This is a genomic window from Arthrobacter zhaoxinii, from assembly GCF_024385505.1.
Classification (GTDB): Bacteria; Actinomycetota; Actinomycetes; order Actinomycetales; family Micrococcaceae; genus Arthrobacter_B; species Arthrobacter_B zhaoxinii.
Genome location: NZ_JANFLT010000006.1, coordinates 585,887 through 599,918, shown reverse-complemented (window position 1 = coordinate 599,918; position 14,032 = coordinate 585,887). Strand labels below are relative to the sequence as shown.

The window sequence follows — 14,032 nt, the reverse complement described above, 5'->3', positions numbered from 1 at the left end:
GGGAGAGTCTAGTTCGCCTACGGCGTACCTGCAGCTAAGCGATGAAGGGAAGTGCGGCGTGGCCAGGAAAGAACCCCGCGTAAAAGAAGTGAACGAGAACGACATAGAGGTTAAGGGGCATCCGAAGGAATGGGCAGCCGGCATCCCTGCCGTCTACCACTCCATGAAACCGGCCATTGAGAACATGGGGCTCTCCCGTGCCCTGGGTGCTACTTTCAAGATGAACCAGAAGCACGGGTTCGACTGCCCGAGCTGTGCCTGGCCCGATCCCAAGGACCGCAGTCCCTTTGAATACTGCGAGGAAGGCGTCAAGGCCGTCACGTGGGAAGCCACGCCGGTTGTCATTCCCTCGGAATTCTGGGCCGAACACAGCCTCACGGAGCTGCGCGAACGCAGCGAATACTGGATGGGTATGCAGGGCCGGCTCACCGAGCCTCTGTACAAGCCCGCGGGCGAAGACCACTACCGTCCCGTCGGCTGGGATGAGGCGCTCGGCATTGTGGCCGACCGGCTCAAGGCTCTGGACTCCCCCGACGAGGCTGCGTTCTACACCAGCGGGCGTACCTCCAACGAGGCCGCCTTCCTCTACCAGTTGTTCATCCGCGCCTACGGGACGAACAACCTGCCGGACTGCTCCAACATGTGCCACGAGTCCTCGGGCTGGGGCATGGGCCAGACCATCGGCATCGGTAAGGCCACGGTGGCCTATGACGACTTCGAAAAAGCCGACCTGATCATCCTGATGGGGCAGAACCCGGGCACCAACCACCCGCGCATGCTGACCGCACTGGAGCACTGCAAGCGCAACGGCGGCAACATCGTCGCCGTTAACCCGCTCCCCGAAGCAGGACTGAAGCGCTACAAGAACCCGCAGAAACCCCGCGGCATCGCCGGCAAGGGCACGGAACTGGCCGACCAGTTCCTGCAGATCCGGCTCGGCGGTGACATGGCCCTGCTCCAGGCCATCTCCAAGCGGGTCTTCGAGGCCGAGGAGAAGAATCCGGGAACCGTCCTGGACCACGACTTCCTGGAAAAGCACTGCGAGGGCCTCGCGGATCTCAAGGAGCACATCATGCTCCTTGACGACGACGAAGTCCTTGAAGCCACCGGGCTGCGCGTCGAGGAAATCGACGAGCTGGCCGACCGCTACCTGCGTGCGGAAAAGGTGATCATCACTTGGGCCATGGGCATCACCCAGCAGAAAAAGGGTGTCGCCACCATCAAGGAGATCATCAACCTGCTGCTGCTGCGCGGCAACATCGGCAAGCCCGGCGCCGGCGCCGCCCCGATCCGCGGGCACAGCAACGTCCAGGGCGACCGCACCATGGGTATCTGGGAGCAGATGCCGCCGGCGTTCCTCGATTCGCTGGGCAAGGAGTTCAACTTCGACCCGCCCCGCGAGCACGGGGCCGACGCCGTCGAAACGTTCCACCGGATGCATGACGGACGCATCAAGTTCTTCATGGCACTGGGCGGCAATCTGATCTCCGCCATCTCGGACACCCACTTTGCCGAGGCTGCCATGGTGAAGACCGACATGACGGTCCAGATGTCCATCAAGCTGAACCGCTCGCACCTCGTCACCGGCAAGGAAGCACTCATCCTTCCGGTCCTGGGGCGCACGGAATTCGACGACCAGGAGACCGGCCGCCAGTTTGTCTCAGTGGAAGACACCGTCTGCGTGGTGCATGCTTCGCACGGCGGCGTGGAGCCGGTGTCGAAGAACCTGCTCTCCGAACCCGCAGTCATTGCGCGCCTCGGTGCCCTGGTGATCGGCGACCGGATTGACGCAGACTGGGCCGGCTACGAGAAGGACTACGACCTGATCCGGGACCACATTTCGCGGGTGGTTGTGGGCTGCGAAAACTACAACGAACGGATCCGCCAGGACGGCGGGTTCGTGCTCCCCAACGGTCCCCGCGATTCGCGGACCTTCAACACTCCCACCGGCAAGGCCGTCCTGACGGTCAATGACCTCGAAGCTGTTGAGCGTCCAGAAGGCACGCTGCTGCTGCAGAGCCTGCGTTCCCACGATCAGTGGAACACCACCATTTACGGGCACAATGACCGGTACCGCGGCATCAAGGGCGGCCGCCACATCCTGTTCATGAACTCCGGGGACATCGAGGAACTCGGTCTGGCGGACGGCCAGCAGATCGATATCCACGGTGTCTACAAGGACGGCGTCGAGCGGGTGGTGCGTAACTTCCGGGTGGTTTCCTATCCCACCCCCAAGGGCTGCGTTGCCGCCTATTACCCCGAGGCCAACGTGCTGGTCCCGATGGACCATGTAGCCGAGGGCAGCAACACTCCGGTCTCCAAGGCAGTTGTGGTCCGGGTGGAGCCGGCCGCACAGCCGGCCACCGGACCCGAGGACAAGATGCGCCGCACCAAGGTAAACGCCTAGCGGTCCAAAGCAAAACGCACGAGAGGCCAGGACTTCGGTCCTGGCCTCTCGTGCGTCTACCTGCGCCCTGTGGGCGGCTGACGGTCAGTGCATTCGATTCTGCCGTTTACTGGGCGGAACCCTTCCAGCCCGGATTATCCGGTCCGTCCACACCGGTCTCGGCCAGCTGGAAAGCAGTGTCCGCAGCCTTCTGGACTGCCTCATCCGCACCCTTCCGCCCGCTGGTGGTAGTCAGCCCTGCCGCGTACCCCACAACAAAGGCGCTGATCACGCCTGCGTTGCCGGAGACGCTCTGCGCGGACTTTTCGCCCAGTTCCACCAGCATCTTGTGGTCCACTTCCAGATCCAGGATCTGCAGCGCCTGGGTCAGGCGGCGGCTCCAATCGCTCAGCAGGCGCTCTTCCATGTCCGGGTTCTTGCTCATTAGGCTCCTTCGGTGGTGCGGGTTGTATTCGTCAAGCTTATTCGGCCAAGTCAGTGGAGTCTGCCGAGGTCCCCGTCAGGGTGACCGCGTCGGACCCCTCGCCGCCTGCAGCGGCGCCCTCGGCGTCGACTACCAAAACTGTAATGTTGTCCCGTCCACCCGAGCGCAAAGCGGCTTGGACGAGGGCTGAACACGCATCCTGCGGATTCGGCACGGAGGTGAGGACCTGGAGAATGTGGGTGTCGGAAACCTCGCCGGTCAATCCGTCGGAACACACCATGAGCCGGTCTCCGGGCTCCACGGGGATGAGCCAGAAATCGGCCTCGGCGTCGTTGCCCGTCCCCAGTGCACGGGTGACCACATGGCGGCGCGGATGCACGAGCGCCTCGTCTGCAGTGATCTGCCCCAGGTCCACCAGTTCCTGCACTTCGCTGTGGTCCACGGTGACCTGTGCCAAGACCCCGGAACTGAGCCGGTAGGTACGGGAATCACCGACGTTGAAGACAAGCCAATGAGGCTTTCCCCCTTCCCGGACAAGGACCGCACCGGTCAGCGTAGTGCCGGCGCGCCCACCCGTGGCTTCACGGATGCGGCGGTCGGACTCTCCAATCAGTGCCTCCAGCTGCTCGGCTGAAAACTCCGGCAGATGCTTCCCCACGATCGGGGAATCACCGAGGGTCCGGACGCAGATGCTGCTCGCCACCTCTCCTGCTTCATGTCCGCCCATGCCGTCTGCGACAGCGAAGATCGGGTCGGCAGCGATAAGCGAGTCTTCATTCAATTCGCGTCGCAGTCCCCGGTCGGAGGCGTAACCAAACACAGCGTGCAGGTCAGTATCCGGGGATGTCGTTTCGTCGGAGTTCATTCACGCCCTATTCGGCAGGTTTACTAAAGTGATCTGGCTTACGCATATCTCCCTCATACCCTAACCGACGACGGCCGCCACGGCTTAGGCACAGCGCGCAGCTTCGACATTGGCAGAAGGCTAGTCGAGCACGAGCCCCGATCCGGTCCCCCGGGCCAGGGTCACCGGATGGATCTCCCCGAACCCCCGGACATTGCGCGGCTGGTGCGGAATCAGCACAAACTTCGGGTTGTCCTTCAGTGCGGCAGCGGTGGAGGCGTCGGTGAGGACAGTGCCGGGTTCGGCCAGGGAGGTCAGCCGGGAGGCCAGGTTGACGGTGGGGCCGTAGATATCGCCCAGTCGGGAAAGCACCCGACCCCAGACCAGGGACACCCGGGCCGAGGGCAGCAGCTCGTCCTCCGTGAACGCCTTCGCCAGCGCCAGGGAGATTTCGGCACCGGCCTCGGGCGTTTCGGCGTTGAACAGGACTTCGTCGCCGATGGTCTTGACCAGCCGGCCCCCGCCCACCGAGATGATTTCGGCGCACTTGTGCTCAAAGCGCTGCACCATCTGGGCCAACGTCTTCTCATTCATCTGCCGGGAAAGGCTCGTATAGGAGACCAGATCGGCGAAACCCACGGCGCGTGCCAGCGGAAGCGGTGCATCGTCGGAGGCGGCGTCGTCGTGGCTGGCCAGACCGGCCTCGGCGCGCAGGGCGAGGCGCTGGACGGCGGCATTGAGCTGGCGCTTCCAGGCGTACACGAGGGTCTTTTCGAGCGGCTCGATGAGGTCGGGAAGAGCCTCGACCAGCCGCTTGCGGGCTTCGGCGTCAGTGATCCCGCGGCGGACCACCATTTCCTCCACCAGCGCTTCGACCTGCCACACCACCATCCGGTCCGTCATCTGCCCGATGGACCGCATGATGGAAATAGCCGCTTCCTCGGTGAGCTGTTCATCGCGCACCAGTTCAATCACGGTGCTCAGGGCCTCGCGGTCCTGTTCGGTGAAGAAGACGGCGTCGTCGTCGAGGTTCGGAAAGCCCATGGCGCGCCAGAGCTTGCGGGCGGAGAGCAGGGACACGCCCGCTTCGGCGGCGGCCTCCCGGCGCCGAAGCGTCCGCGGCCCGCCCAGCAGCTGCGCCTCGAGCCTGCGGACGTCCTCGCGGTCAATCTCGGTACCCGTCCCGGCATGGGTATAGTCGGGACGCCGTACCGGCACCGGCTGGATTGGCCGGGTTATTGGTTCGGGGTGGCTCGCGGGGCCGGACCCGCCGTGGCCGGCATCAGTCATCGTCCCTCCCTTCGTAGTCGTATCCCCCGTTTGTTTCCATATCTACACCATCGAACATGGCAGTCAGCGGCAGCTGCCCGATGGCGGCCACCACAATGGAGCGGAATCGGTGCACCTCCGGCACGGCCGGATAATGCATAATCCGCCCGTGGCCCAGGTCGAGGATGAGGGTGCCGCTGCGCTGCATCCGGTCCGTCACGGACTGTCGGATTTCCAGCTGGTAGATGGCAGCCAGGGCTATCTCATGCTCGCGGCGCATCAGCACTCCCTGCCGCTGGATCAGCCTCCGGTCGGTGAGGATGATGCGCCCGGCGTACCAGCGCAGCACCGGCGGAATGCAGTACCGGACCAGCACCAGCACGGCCAGGAGAACAGCCACGGCCTGCAGGTAGGGGCTGAATTCGCCCAGCTGTCCGGGCAGCGTGTCACGGCCCAGCCACCCGAAGGCGTATCCGGCCAGTGCCCCCGTGATTCCCGCCAGGGTCAGCGGCTTCCACAGGGAACGGGCATGCGGGCGCCCGGCGGCAATGATGTGCTCGCCGGGCGAGAGTTTCAGGCGCACGGAGTGCCTCCCCGCAGGCGGGCCGGGACAGCCCTCACGGCTGCTCGGGGCGCAGGTGAACGACGTCGGCCGCACTGACGGTGTGCGCGGCACCGGCGCCGTCGACAATCACCAGCGCACCGGTGGGCGCCAGGGCCACGGCATGCCCGGTAAGCACACTGCCGCCGGGCAGCTGTGCGCTTACTCTGCGGCCCAGGGTGCCCAGACGTGCGGTGACCTCGTCCCGCAGCGCGTCCTGCCGTCCGGCCGGCACTGCCTCCGGGTCTCCGTCCACGGAGCAGAACGCCCGGTACCGTGCCGCCAGCGCCAGCAGGTAATCCTGCAGCAGGACATTGCGGTCCGTGGTGGAGGCGTACTCCATCAGCAGGCTGGTGGCGGTGGGGACGGGCAGGTCTTCGTCGGTAAGGCTGACGTTCAGGCCGGCGCCGACCACCACGGCGGGAGGGCCGCCGTCGGACGAGGGAACCAGCTGGGCGAGCACGCCGGCGAGCTTCCGGCCGTCCACCATGACGTCGTTCGGCCACTTCAGCCGGGCTTCGACGCCGGTCCGCGCGGCCACGCTTTCAGCCATGGCCAGGGCGGCCAGCAGCGACAGCCAGCCGTAGGAGGTTGTGGGCAGGGGCCGGCCGGAAGAATTCACGGGACGCAGGAGCACGCTGACGAACAGCGAGGAACGCTCCGGGGCCACCCAGCTGCGGTCCATCCGGCCGCGGCCCGCGGTCTGCAGCTCGGCGGTCAGGACGGTCAGGTCCGGAACCTCCCAGGGGCGCAGCCGTGCCGCGTCCGCGAGGTCCGTATTGGTGGATCCGGTTTCCGCTACTACGTCCAGCGCAGCGAAGGGACCGTTGGGCGCCAGCAGGGCCGTCCTCAGGCGGCCGGGATCCAGGGCCGGTCTTTCCATGCTGGAGTAGTGCAGTTGCATTCTTCCGATCTTACGCGGGCGCCCTGACATTCCCTCCGCGCCCGGTCCGGCGGCAGCGGGTTAGAGGAAGAAGTCAGGCATCAGCTTGTCCGCCGGGATCCCGGGCGCGTACTGGCTGAAATCCGTGATTCCCTCCTCGCGCAGCACCTCTTCGTCGGTGTAGAAGTTGCCGGTGGACTGTCCGCTGGGACGGGTGAGGATGGCGTGCGCGGCGTCCGCCATGATGTCTGCGCTGCGGGAAGCGGCGGCCAGCTTGTCTCCGCCGGGCATGTTCCGGATGGCGGCGGTGTTGATGCCGGTCACCGGCCAGAGCGAGTTCACGGACACGCCGTCGTTCTTCAATTCCTCGGCAAGGCCCAGCGTGGTGAGGGACATGCCGTACTTGGCCATCGTGTAGGCGAGGTAGCCGCCGGCCCACTTGGGATCCAGGTTCAGGGGCGGGGAAAGCGTCAGAATGTGGCCGTTGCCGGACCGGCGCAGGGCATCCAGGGAGAACTTCGAGAGCATAAAGGTGCCGCGGGTGTTGATATCGGCCATCAGGTCGTAGCTCTTCATTGTGACGGCGTCGGTGCCGGAAAGGTCGATGGCCGAGGCGTTGTTCAGGACAATGTCGATCCCGCCGAACTGCTCGATGGTGGATTCGACGGCGCGGGCAACGTCTTCGTCGCGGCGCACGTCGCCGATGATCGGCAGGGCCTTGCCGCCGGCTGCTTCCAGCTGTTCCGCGGCCGTGTAGACGGTACCTTCCAGCTTCGGGTGCGGCTCCGCCGTTTTGGCGAGCATGGCGATGTTGGCGCCGTCCGCTGCTGCGCGCAGGGCAATGGCGAGGCCGATGCCGCGGCTTCCGCCGGACATCAGGATGGTGCGTCCGGCCAGGGACCTGGACGCCGTTTCCGGGGTGCTGTTGGGGATGCTCATAGCCACAGGGTAATGCACCTCACTCCTATGTTACTAGCCGGTAACATCCCGGCTCCGGATGGTGACCGGCGGGGGACGGACCAACCGGCAGGGAACGAAATTGTAGGTTTTCTACACTCAGTCCCTCCGGTCCGGCTCACTAGACTGGGTAAACCGTCATGATTTTTGTGCGGAACCTACTTAACGCCTGTACTTCCTCCGGTTGCGGAGGTGGTGCAGCGTCTCGACTGAAGCGCCCGGAGGCCCCCTTGAGCATCGACCAGGACCTGTCCCTGCATACGACGGCCGGCAAAATCGCCGAGTTCCGGCGCCGCCGGGCGGCGGCCGCGGTGCCCTCCGGACCTGCAGCGGTGGAGAAGCAGCATGCCCGCGGAAAGCACACCGCCCGCGAGCGCATCGACCTGCTGGTGGACGCCGGTTCCTTCGTTGAGTTCGACGCCCTTGCCGTGCACCGCTCCACCGCCTTCGGCATGGAAAAGAAGAAGCCCCTCGGCGACGGGCTGGTTTCCGGCTACGCCACGGTGGACGGACGCCCCGTGGCGGTCTACAGCCAGGACTTCAGTGTCTACGGCGGCTCCCTCAGCCAGGTCAACGGCGAGAAAATCGTCAAGGTCCAGGAATTTGCCCTCCGCAACGGCTGCCCGGTCATCGGTATCCTGGACGGCGGCGGCGCCCGCATCCAGGAAGGCGTCGCCTCGCTGGCGATGTTCGCTGATATCTTCCGCAACAATGTCCACGCCTCCGGCGTCGTTCCCCAGATTTCGCTGATCATGGGCCCCTCCGCCGGCGGCGCCGCCTACTCCCCCGCCCTAACCGACTTCGTGGTGATGGTGGACAAGACCTCGCACATGTTCATCACCGGACCCGATGTCATCAAGACCGTCACCGGCGAGGACGTGGACATGGAGACCCTCGGCGGCGCCCGGCAGCACAATGCCAACACCGGCACCTCCGCCTATCTTGCCTCCGATGAAGAGGACGCCGTCGAGTTTGTCCGTGAACTGCTCGACTTCCTGCCCTCGAACAACCTGGCCGAAGCGCCGCTGACCGCCTTCGACTCCGACCCGGAACCCACCGCAGCGGATCTGGCCCTGGACGAGCTGATCCCGGACTCGGCGAACCAGCCCTACGACATCCGCGCCGTCATCGAGAACGTGCTCGACGACGGGCACTTCCTGGAGATGCAGGCCCTCTACGCCCCGAACGTGATCATCGGCTACGGACGCGTGGAGGGCCACACCGTGGGCATCGTGGCCAACCAGCCGATGCAGTTCGCCGGAACCCTGGACATTGCCGCCTCCGAGAAGGCAGCCCGGTTTGTCCGCAACTGCGACGCCTTCAACATCCCGATCCTGACCTTCGTGGACGTGCCGGGCTTCCTGCCGGGCAAGGACCAGGAGTTCCAGGGCATCATCCGCCGCGGCGCCAAGCTGCTCTATGCCTACGCCGAAGCCACCGTGCCCAAGCTGACCGTCATCACCCGCAAGGCCTACGGCGGCGCGTACATCGTGATGGGTTCGAAGAAGCTCGGTGCGGACATCAACCTGGCCTGGCCGACGGCGCAGATCGGCGTCATGGGCGCCCAGGGTGCGGTGAACATCCTCTACCGTGCTCCGCTGAAGGCAGCGGCCGACGCCGGCGGCGACGTCGACGACGTCCGGCGCCAATACATCGAGCAGTATGAGGACGAGCTGCTCAACCCCTACCAGGCCGCAGAGCTCGGCTACGTGGACGCGGTCATCGCACCGTCGGAGACCCGGCTGCAGCTGATCCGCGGACTGCGGGCAACACGGGACAAGCGCGCTTCGCTGCCCGCCAAGAAACACGGAAACATGCCGCTGTGAGTACCGGCAACGAGGACCGGGAACCCGTTTCCGAAACCCTGCTTTCCGTGACCGCCGGCAATCCCACGGAGGAGGAGATCGCGGCGCTGACCGCCGTCGTCGCCGGACTCCAGGCGCAGGCCGGACCGCTGCCGACCGCACGTCCGGCCCACCGTCCCTGGGTACGGCGGCGGAATCTCCGGCTCGACCCGAAACCGGGGCCCGGCTCCTGGCGGCGGAGCTACCGCTAGTCATAAACGAGACCGCCGGACCGCACTGCGGTTAGGCTACGTTTGTGACCCATCAGACATCATCGCCCGCCACCGCCGCTGCCAGCAGTGCCCCGGTGCGCCAGCCCACCGCCATCGACGCCGTTGCCGATGCCTACACCGCCACGCTCCTGCACCTGGACCCGTCCTTCGCCACGTCCCTCGGTATCCCGGGAAGGGAAACCGAATACGGCGACTACTCGCCGGCCGGTCTGGAGTCCTATGCCGAGGCCGCCCGGGAGACGCTGGGCCGGCTGGACGGACTGGAGCCGGCGGACGACGTCGACCGCGTCACCCTTGACGCGATGCACGAACGCCTCGGCCTGGATCTGGAAATCCACGAATCGGGCTGGGACCTGGCGGAGCTGAACAACATTGCCTCCCCCGCGCAGGGCATCCGCAGCATCTTCGACCTCATGCCCACGGACACTGAGGAACAGTGGCACCATATTGCGGGCCGCCTGGACAACGTGGACGACGCCGTCGCCGGCTACATCACCAGCCTGCGCAGCGGTATCCGGCGCGGCCTGTCAGCCGCCCGCCGGCAGGTGAAGATCGTCATTGAGCAGGCCTCCGCCTATGCCGAGGACGGCGGATTCTTTGACGCCCTTGCCGCCAACGCCTCCCTGCCCGGCGGCGGGGAGCTGCCCGCATCACTCCGTGCAGATCTGCGGACCGGCGCTGACGCGGCCCGCCGGGCCTACACCAACCTCGCTTCCTTCCTTGAAGAGGAACTGCTTCCGGCCGCCTCTGCCGAGGATGCCGTGGGCCGGGAACATTACGCCCTGATGTCCCGCCGGTTCCTCGGATCCGCCGTGGATCTGGAAGAGACCTACCAGTGGGGCGTCGAGGAACTGGACCGCATCATTGCCGAACAGAAGGCCGTCGCGGAGCAGATCCGCTCCGGCGCCACGGTCGCCGAAGCGATGCGGATCCTCGACGAGGATCCGGCACGCCAGCTGCACGGCACGGACGAGCTGCAGGCCTGGATGCAGAACCTCGCCGACCGTGCCGTCGCCGACCTCGCCGGGTCCCACTTCGAAATTACGGAACCGATGCGCCGGATCGAGTGCATGATTGCCCCCACCCAGGAGGGCGGCATCTACTACACCGGCCCCAGCGATGATTTCTCCCGTCCGGGCCGCATGTGGTGGTCCGTTCCGGCGGGAGAGGACACCTTCACCACCTGGCAGGAGACCACCACCGTTTACCACGAGGGCGTTCCCGGCCACCACCTCCAGATTGCAACGGCGACCGCATCCCGCGGCCTGCTCAACGACTGGCGGCGCAACGTGTGCTGGGTGTCCGGCCACGGTGAGGGCTGGGCGCTCTACGCGGAGCGGCTGATGGAGCAGCTGGGCTATCTCAGTGATCCGGGCGACCGGATGGGCATGCTGGACGCGCAGCGGATGCGTGCCGCACGGGTGGTCTTCGACATCGGCGTCCATCTGGAACTGGAGATCCCGGAACGCTGGGGCGAAGGCACCTGGACCGCGGACAAGGGCTACGGCTTCCTGAAGCAGAACCTGTCCATCAGCGAGGGCCAGCTGAACTTCGAGTTCACCCGCTACCTCGGCTGGCCGGGCCAGGCCCCCTCCTACAAGCTGGGCCAGCGGCTCTGGGAACAGATCCGCGACGAGGTCCGCAGCCGCGAGGGCGACGCGTTTGACGAGAAGTCGTTCCACACCCGGGCCCTGCAGCTGGGTTCCGTGGGCCTGGATACGCTGCGGCGTGCCCTTCTGGGCGAGTAGTAGCCTGCGAGGTTAGTCACAGTGGCCCGGGGAATATCCCGCGCCACTGCCGTTTTCGGGCGGTAACCGCGCGGATTCTGCGCAAAACCCGCTGACTTTGGCACTTTTTACTGCCGTCACATTTCGCAACTTTGAGTCCGGTCTGCTATGGGATGACCGCTAGAGTCTTTCCCGTGACCTCATCGACTTCCTCCCCCGAATCCCCCGCCCGGCGGCTGCCCAAGTGGGCAACGTCCTTCGGACCGCAGATCATCGCCGCCCTCATTGCAGGCATCGCGCTTGGCCTGCTGGCCAAGACCATGGGCACCGTTGACGACGAACCGAACTGGCTCACCACCACGCTGGACACCATCGGCAGCAGCTACGTCTCGCTGCTGAAGGCCGCCGTTGTCCCCTTGATCTTCACCGCAGTGGTCAGCTCGATCGCCAACCTGCGGGCCGTGTCCAACGCCGCCCGGCTCGCCTGGCAGACGCTGCTCTGGTTCGCCATTACGGCGCTGATCAGCGTGGTGATCGGCATTCTGCTGGGCTTCTTCCTGCAGCCGGGCAACAACGCCTCGGTCAGCGAGGGTGAGGAATTCAGCGGCAGCCAGGGCAGCTGGGTGGGCTTCCTGACCGGCCTTGTACCGGCCAACTTCCTGGGACTGGGCGCCAGCTCCAAGGTGGCGGAATCCGGTGACGTCGCCACCAGCGTCAGCTTCAATGTGCTGCAGATCCTCGTGATCGCGATTGCCGTCGGCATTGCCGCGCTCAAGGTCGGCAAGCCCGCCGAAGCCTTCCTGGCCCTGAACGCCTCGGCCCTGGCCGTCATCCAGAAGGTCCTGTGGTGGATCATCCGCCTCGCCCCGGTCGGCACGGTCGGCCTCATCGGCACCGCCGTCGCGACCTACGGCTGGGACACCATCGGTTCGCTCGGCATGTTCGCCCTGACCGTCTACCTTGGCCTGTTCCTGGTGCTCTTCGGTGTCTACCCGGCCCTGATCAAGGCCCACGGACTCTCCGTCCGCCAGTGGTTCTCCGGTGCCTGGCCCGCCATCCAGCTGGCCTTCGTGTCCCGTTCCTCGGTGGGTACGCTGCCGCTGACCCAGCGCGTGACCGAGCGCAACCTGGGTGTCCCCCGGGCCTACGCCTCCTTCGCCGTGCCGCTGGGCGCCACGACCAAGATGGACGGTTGCGCCTCGATCTACCCGGCCGTTTCGGCGATCTTCGTGGCCCAGTTCTTCAACGTGGACCTGGCCTTCACCGACTACCTGCTGATCGCACTGGTTTCGGTCCTGGGTTCTGCCGCAACGGCCGGCACCACCGGCGCCGTCGTAATGCTCACGCTGACCCTGTCCACCCTCGGCCTGCCGCTGGCCGGCGTCGGCCTGCTCCTGGCCATCGATCCGATCCTGGACATGGGCCGTACCGCCGTGAACGTGGCCGGCCAGACCGTGGTCCCCACGCTCGTGGCCCGGCGCAACGGCCTGCTGGATACCGGGCTGTACAACGCCCGCCGCCAGGGCGATCCGTTCGTGGACGATTCCGAGCAGATTGAGGTCCCCGTGCTCGTCGAGTCCAAGAGCTGATCCCTTCGGGTTGCAGCGCCGGGCCGTCCCTTCGGGGGCGGCCCGGCGCTTTTGGTTTCCGGGCCGGTCCGCCCCGGCACTAGGCTTGGTTCCGTGACCAACCCGAACCTGAGCCTCATCCTGGCCTCCGCGTCCCCCGCCCGCACCAAGCTGCTGACCGATGCCGGCATCAGCCATACCGTCCTCGTCTCCGACGTCGACGAAGACGCCGTCACCGCCCGCTACGGCCTGACCGACCCGCACGACACGGCCCTGCTGTTGGCCCGGGCCAAGGCCGAAGCCGTGGCCTCCCTGCCCGAGGCCGACGGCGCCCTGGTGATCGGCTGCGATTCGGTCTTCGAATTCGACGGCGAGGCGCACGGCAAGCCCTGGGAGGCCGACGTCGCCCGCGAACGGATCCGCCGCATGAGCGGTTCCTCCGGGGTTCTGCACACCGGGCACTGGCTGGTGGACTGCCGCGACACCGACGAGGACGGCTCCGGTGCCACCCTCGGGGCGGTGTCCTCCGCCGAGGTGCACTTCGCGAAGCTCACCGACGACGAGATCGAGGCTTACATCGCCACAGGTGAGCCGCTGCAGGTGGCCGGTTCCTTCACCATCGATTCCCTGGGCGGGGCCTTCATCGAGCGCGTCGACGGCGACCCGCACGCCGTCGTCGGCCTGTCAGTGTCAACCCTGCGCCAGCTGCTCGCCAGCGCCGATGTGCGGATTATCGACCTCTGGAAGTAGCTTCCTCGGGTACTGCTGGCGCTGGGCGAGGCCTGTTCATCGCCACGGCTGGTGCGGGGACCGATTCGCCTTCTGTACAGCTAATGCGGCACACCCTTTCCCTTCTGTACAGATAAGGAGCTCTAGTCCCTCTTCAGGTCGCGTTACCTGTACAGAAGGCACCAGGCAGATCGCGTTACCTGTACACAACACGACGCTGAGGCGCCTTACCTGTACACGAGCTGCGTCTGGATGCCGCATCAACCAGAAGGCGTCCAGCCACCCATTGTCAATCCTCTACGGACCTTAGCGGCTACCCAGGACGATCCCTGCGCCAGATCAGTCCGACTTATTTTCACCTGATTCCACCCAAGTCCGGCGGTCCGCAGGTCACGGTGGTGGTCACGTGCCTGCTGCTCCGGAGTGAGGTGGTGGACGCCGTCATATTCCAAGCAAGTCCGGAACTCACGACAACCGAGATCTACCCAGACCTGCGGCTGACCATACTCATGAAGCAGGGCAACGTTGGGTAGGAACTCCGGCAGA

12 protein-coding genes are annotated in these 14,032 nt (G+C 65.9%); 6 read left to right on the top strand and 6 right to left on the bottom strand.

The window, feature by feature from the left end; translation table 11 throughout:
- Positions 1-58 precede the first annotated feature (58 nt).
- The gene (locus tag NNX37_RS14130) at positions 59-2,407 is read left to right on the top strand and encodes an FdhF/YdeP family oxidoreductase (RefSeq protein WP_255793356.1); all 2,349 of its coding nucleotides are present in this window, start codon (positions 59-61) and stop codon (positions 2,405-2,407) included.
- 106 nt (positions 2,408-2,513) lie between these two features.
- Here the strand turns inward: NNX37_RS14130 and NNX37_RS14125 are convergent, their stop codons facing one another.
- The 6 genes from NNX37_RS14125 to NNX37_RS14100 all read right to left on the bottom strand — a co-directional run bounded on the left by NNX37_RS14125 (position 2,514) and on the right by NNX37_RS14100 (position 7,367).
- On the bottom strand, positions 2,514-2,831 hold the full coding sequence (locus NNX37_RS14125) for a DUF6457 domain-containing protein (RefSeq protein WP_255793355.1): 318 nt from the start codon (positions 2,829-2,831) through the stop codon (positions 2,514-2,516).
- Positions 2,832-2,868: 37 nt separating this feature from the next.
- A complete protein-coding gene (locus NNX37_RS14120; RefSeq protein WP_255793354.1) occupies positions 2,869-3,696 on the bottom strand; it encodes a PP2C family protein-serine/threonine phosphatase in 828 nt (275 codons plus the stop codon).
- A gap of 120 nt (positions 3,697-3,816) precedes the next feature.
- On the bottom strand, positions 3,817-4,965 hold the full coding sequence (locus tag NNX37_RS14115) for an adenylate/guanylate cyclase domain-containing protein (protein WP_255793353.1): 1,149 nt from the start codon (positions 4,963-4,965) through the stop codon (positions 3,817-3,819).
- A complete protein-coding gene (locus NNX37_RS14110; RefSeq protein WP_255793352.1) occupies positions 4,958-5,527 on the bottom strand; it encodes a PH domain-containing protein in 570 nt (189 codons plus the stop codon). The genes NNX37_RS14115 and NNX37_RS14110 overlap by 8 nt, the downstream gene beginning before the upstream one ends.
- A gap of 34 nt (positions 5,528-5,561) precedes the next feature.
- Positions 5,562-6,449 (bottom strand): biotin--[acetyl-CoA-carboxylase] ligase, encoded by an 888-nt coding sequence (locus tag NNX37_RS14105; RefSeq protein ID WP_255793351.1) that lies wholly within the window; start codon positions 6,447-6,449, stop codon positions 5,562-5,564.
- Between the two features lie 60 nt (positions 6,450-6,509).
- The gene (locus NNX37_RS14100) at positions 6,510-7,367 is read right to left on the bottom strand and encodes an SDR family oxidoreductase (protein ID WP_255793350.1); all 858 of its coding nucleotides are present in this window, start codon (positions 7,365-7,367) and stop codon (positions 6,510-6,512) included.
- A gap of 248 nt (positions 7,368-7,615) precedes the next feature.
- Between NNX37_RS14100 and NNX37_RS14095 the strand changes: the two genes are divergently transcribed.
- The 5 genes from NNX37_RS14095 (at position 7,616) to NNX37_RS14075 (ending at position 13,507) form a co-directional block, all read left to right on the top strand.
- The gene (locus tag NNX37_RS14095) at positions 7,616-9,211 is read left to right on the top strand and encodes an acyl-CoA carboxylase subunit beta (protein WP_304659410.1); all 1,596 of its coding nucleotides are present in this window, start codon (positions 7,616-7,618) and stop codon (positions 9,209-9,211) included.
- The gene (locus NNX37_RS14090) at positions 9,208-9,441 is read left to right on the top strand and encodes an acyl-CoA carboxylase subunit epsilon (protein ID WP_255793349.1); all 234 of its coding nucleotides are present in this window, start codon (positions 9,208-9,210) and stop codon (positions 9,439-9,441) included. The genes NNX37_RS14095 and NNX37_RS14090 overlap by 4 nt, the downstream gene beginning before the upstream one ends.
- 44 nt (positions 9,442-9,485) lie before the next feature.
- Positions 9,486-11,210: a DUF885 domain-containing protein gene (locus NNX37_RS14085; protein ID WP_255793348.1), complete on the top strand. Its 1,725-nt coding sequence runs from the start codon at positions 9,486-9,488 to the stop codon at positions 11,208-11,210.
- A gap of 152 nt (positions 11,211-11,362) precedes the next feature.
- Positions 11,363-12,778 carry a dicarboxylate/amino acid:cation symporter gene (locus NNX37_RS14080; RefSeq protein ID WP_407079961.1) on the top strand — a complete coding sequence of 472 codons (1,416 nt, stop codon included), beginning with the start codon at positions 11,363-11,365 and terminating at the stop codon, positions 12,776-12,778.
- Between the two features lie 93 nt (positions 12,779-12,871).
- On the top strand, positions 12,872-13,507 hold the full coding sequence (locus NNX37_RS14075) for a Maf family protein (protein WP_255793346.1): 636 nt from the start codon (positions 12,872-12,874) through the stop codon (positions 13,505-13,507).
- The last annotated feature ends 525 nt before the right edge of the window (positions 13,508-14,032 follow it).

Excerpts from the sequence above, each read along its gene's own strand:
- NNX37_RS14120 (WP_255793354.1), bottom strand. The coding sequence starts at position 3,696 with ATGAACTCCGACGAAACGACATCCCCGGATACTGACCTGCACGCTGTG.
- NNX37_RS14125 (WP_255793355.1), bottom strand. The coding sequence starts at position 2,831 with ATGAGCAAGAACCCGGACATGGAAGAGCGCCTGCTGAGCGATTGGAGC.
- NNX37_RS14100 (WP_255793350.1), bottom strand. The coding sequence starts at position 7,367 with ATGAGCATCCCCAACAGCACCCCGGAAACGGCGTCCAGGTCCCTGGCC.
- NNX37_RS14105 (WP_255793351.1), bottom strand. The coding sequence starts at position 6,449 with ATGCAACTGCACTACTCCAGCATGGAAAGACCGGCCCTGGATCCCGGC.
- NNX37_RS14115 (WP_255793353.1), bottom strand. The coding sequence starts at position 4,965 with ATGACTGATGCCGGCCACGGCGGGTCCGGCCCCGCGAGCCACCCCGAA.
- NNX37_RS14080 (WP_407079961.1), top strand. The coding sequence starts at position 11,363 with ATGACCGCTAGAGTCTTTCCCGTGACCTCATCGACTTCCTCCCCCGAA.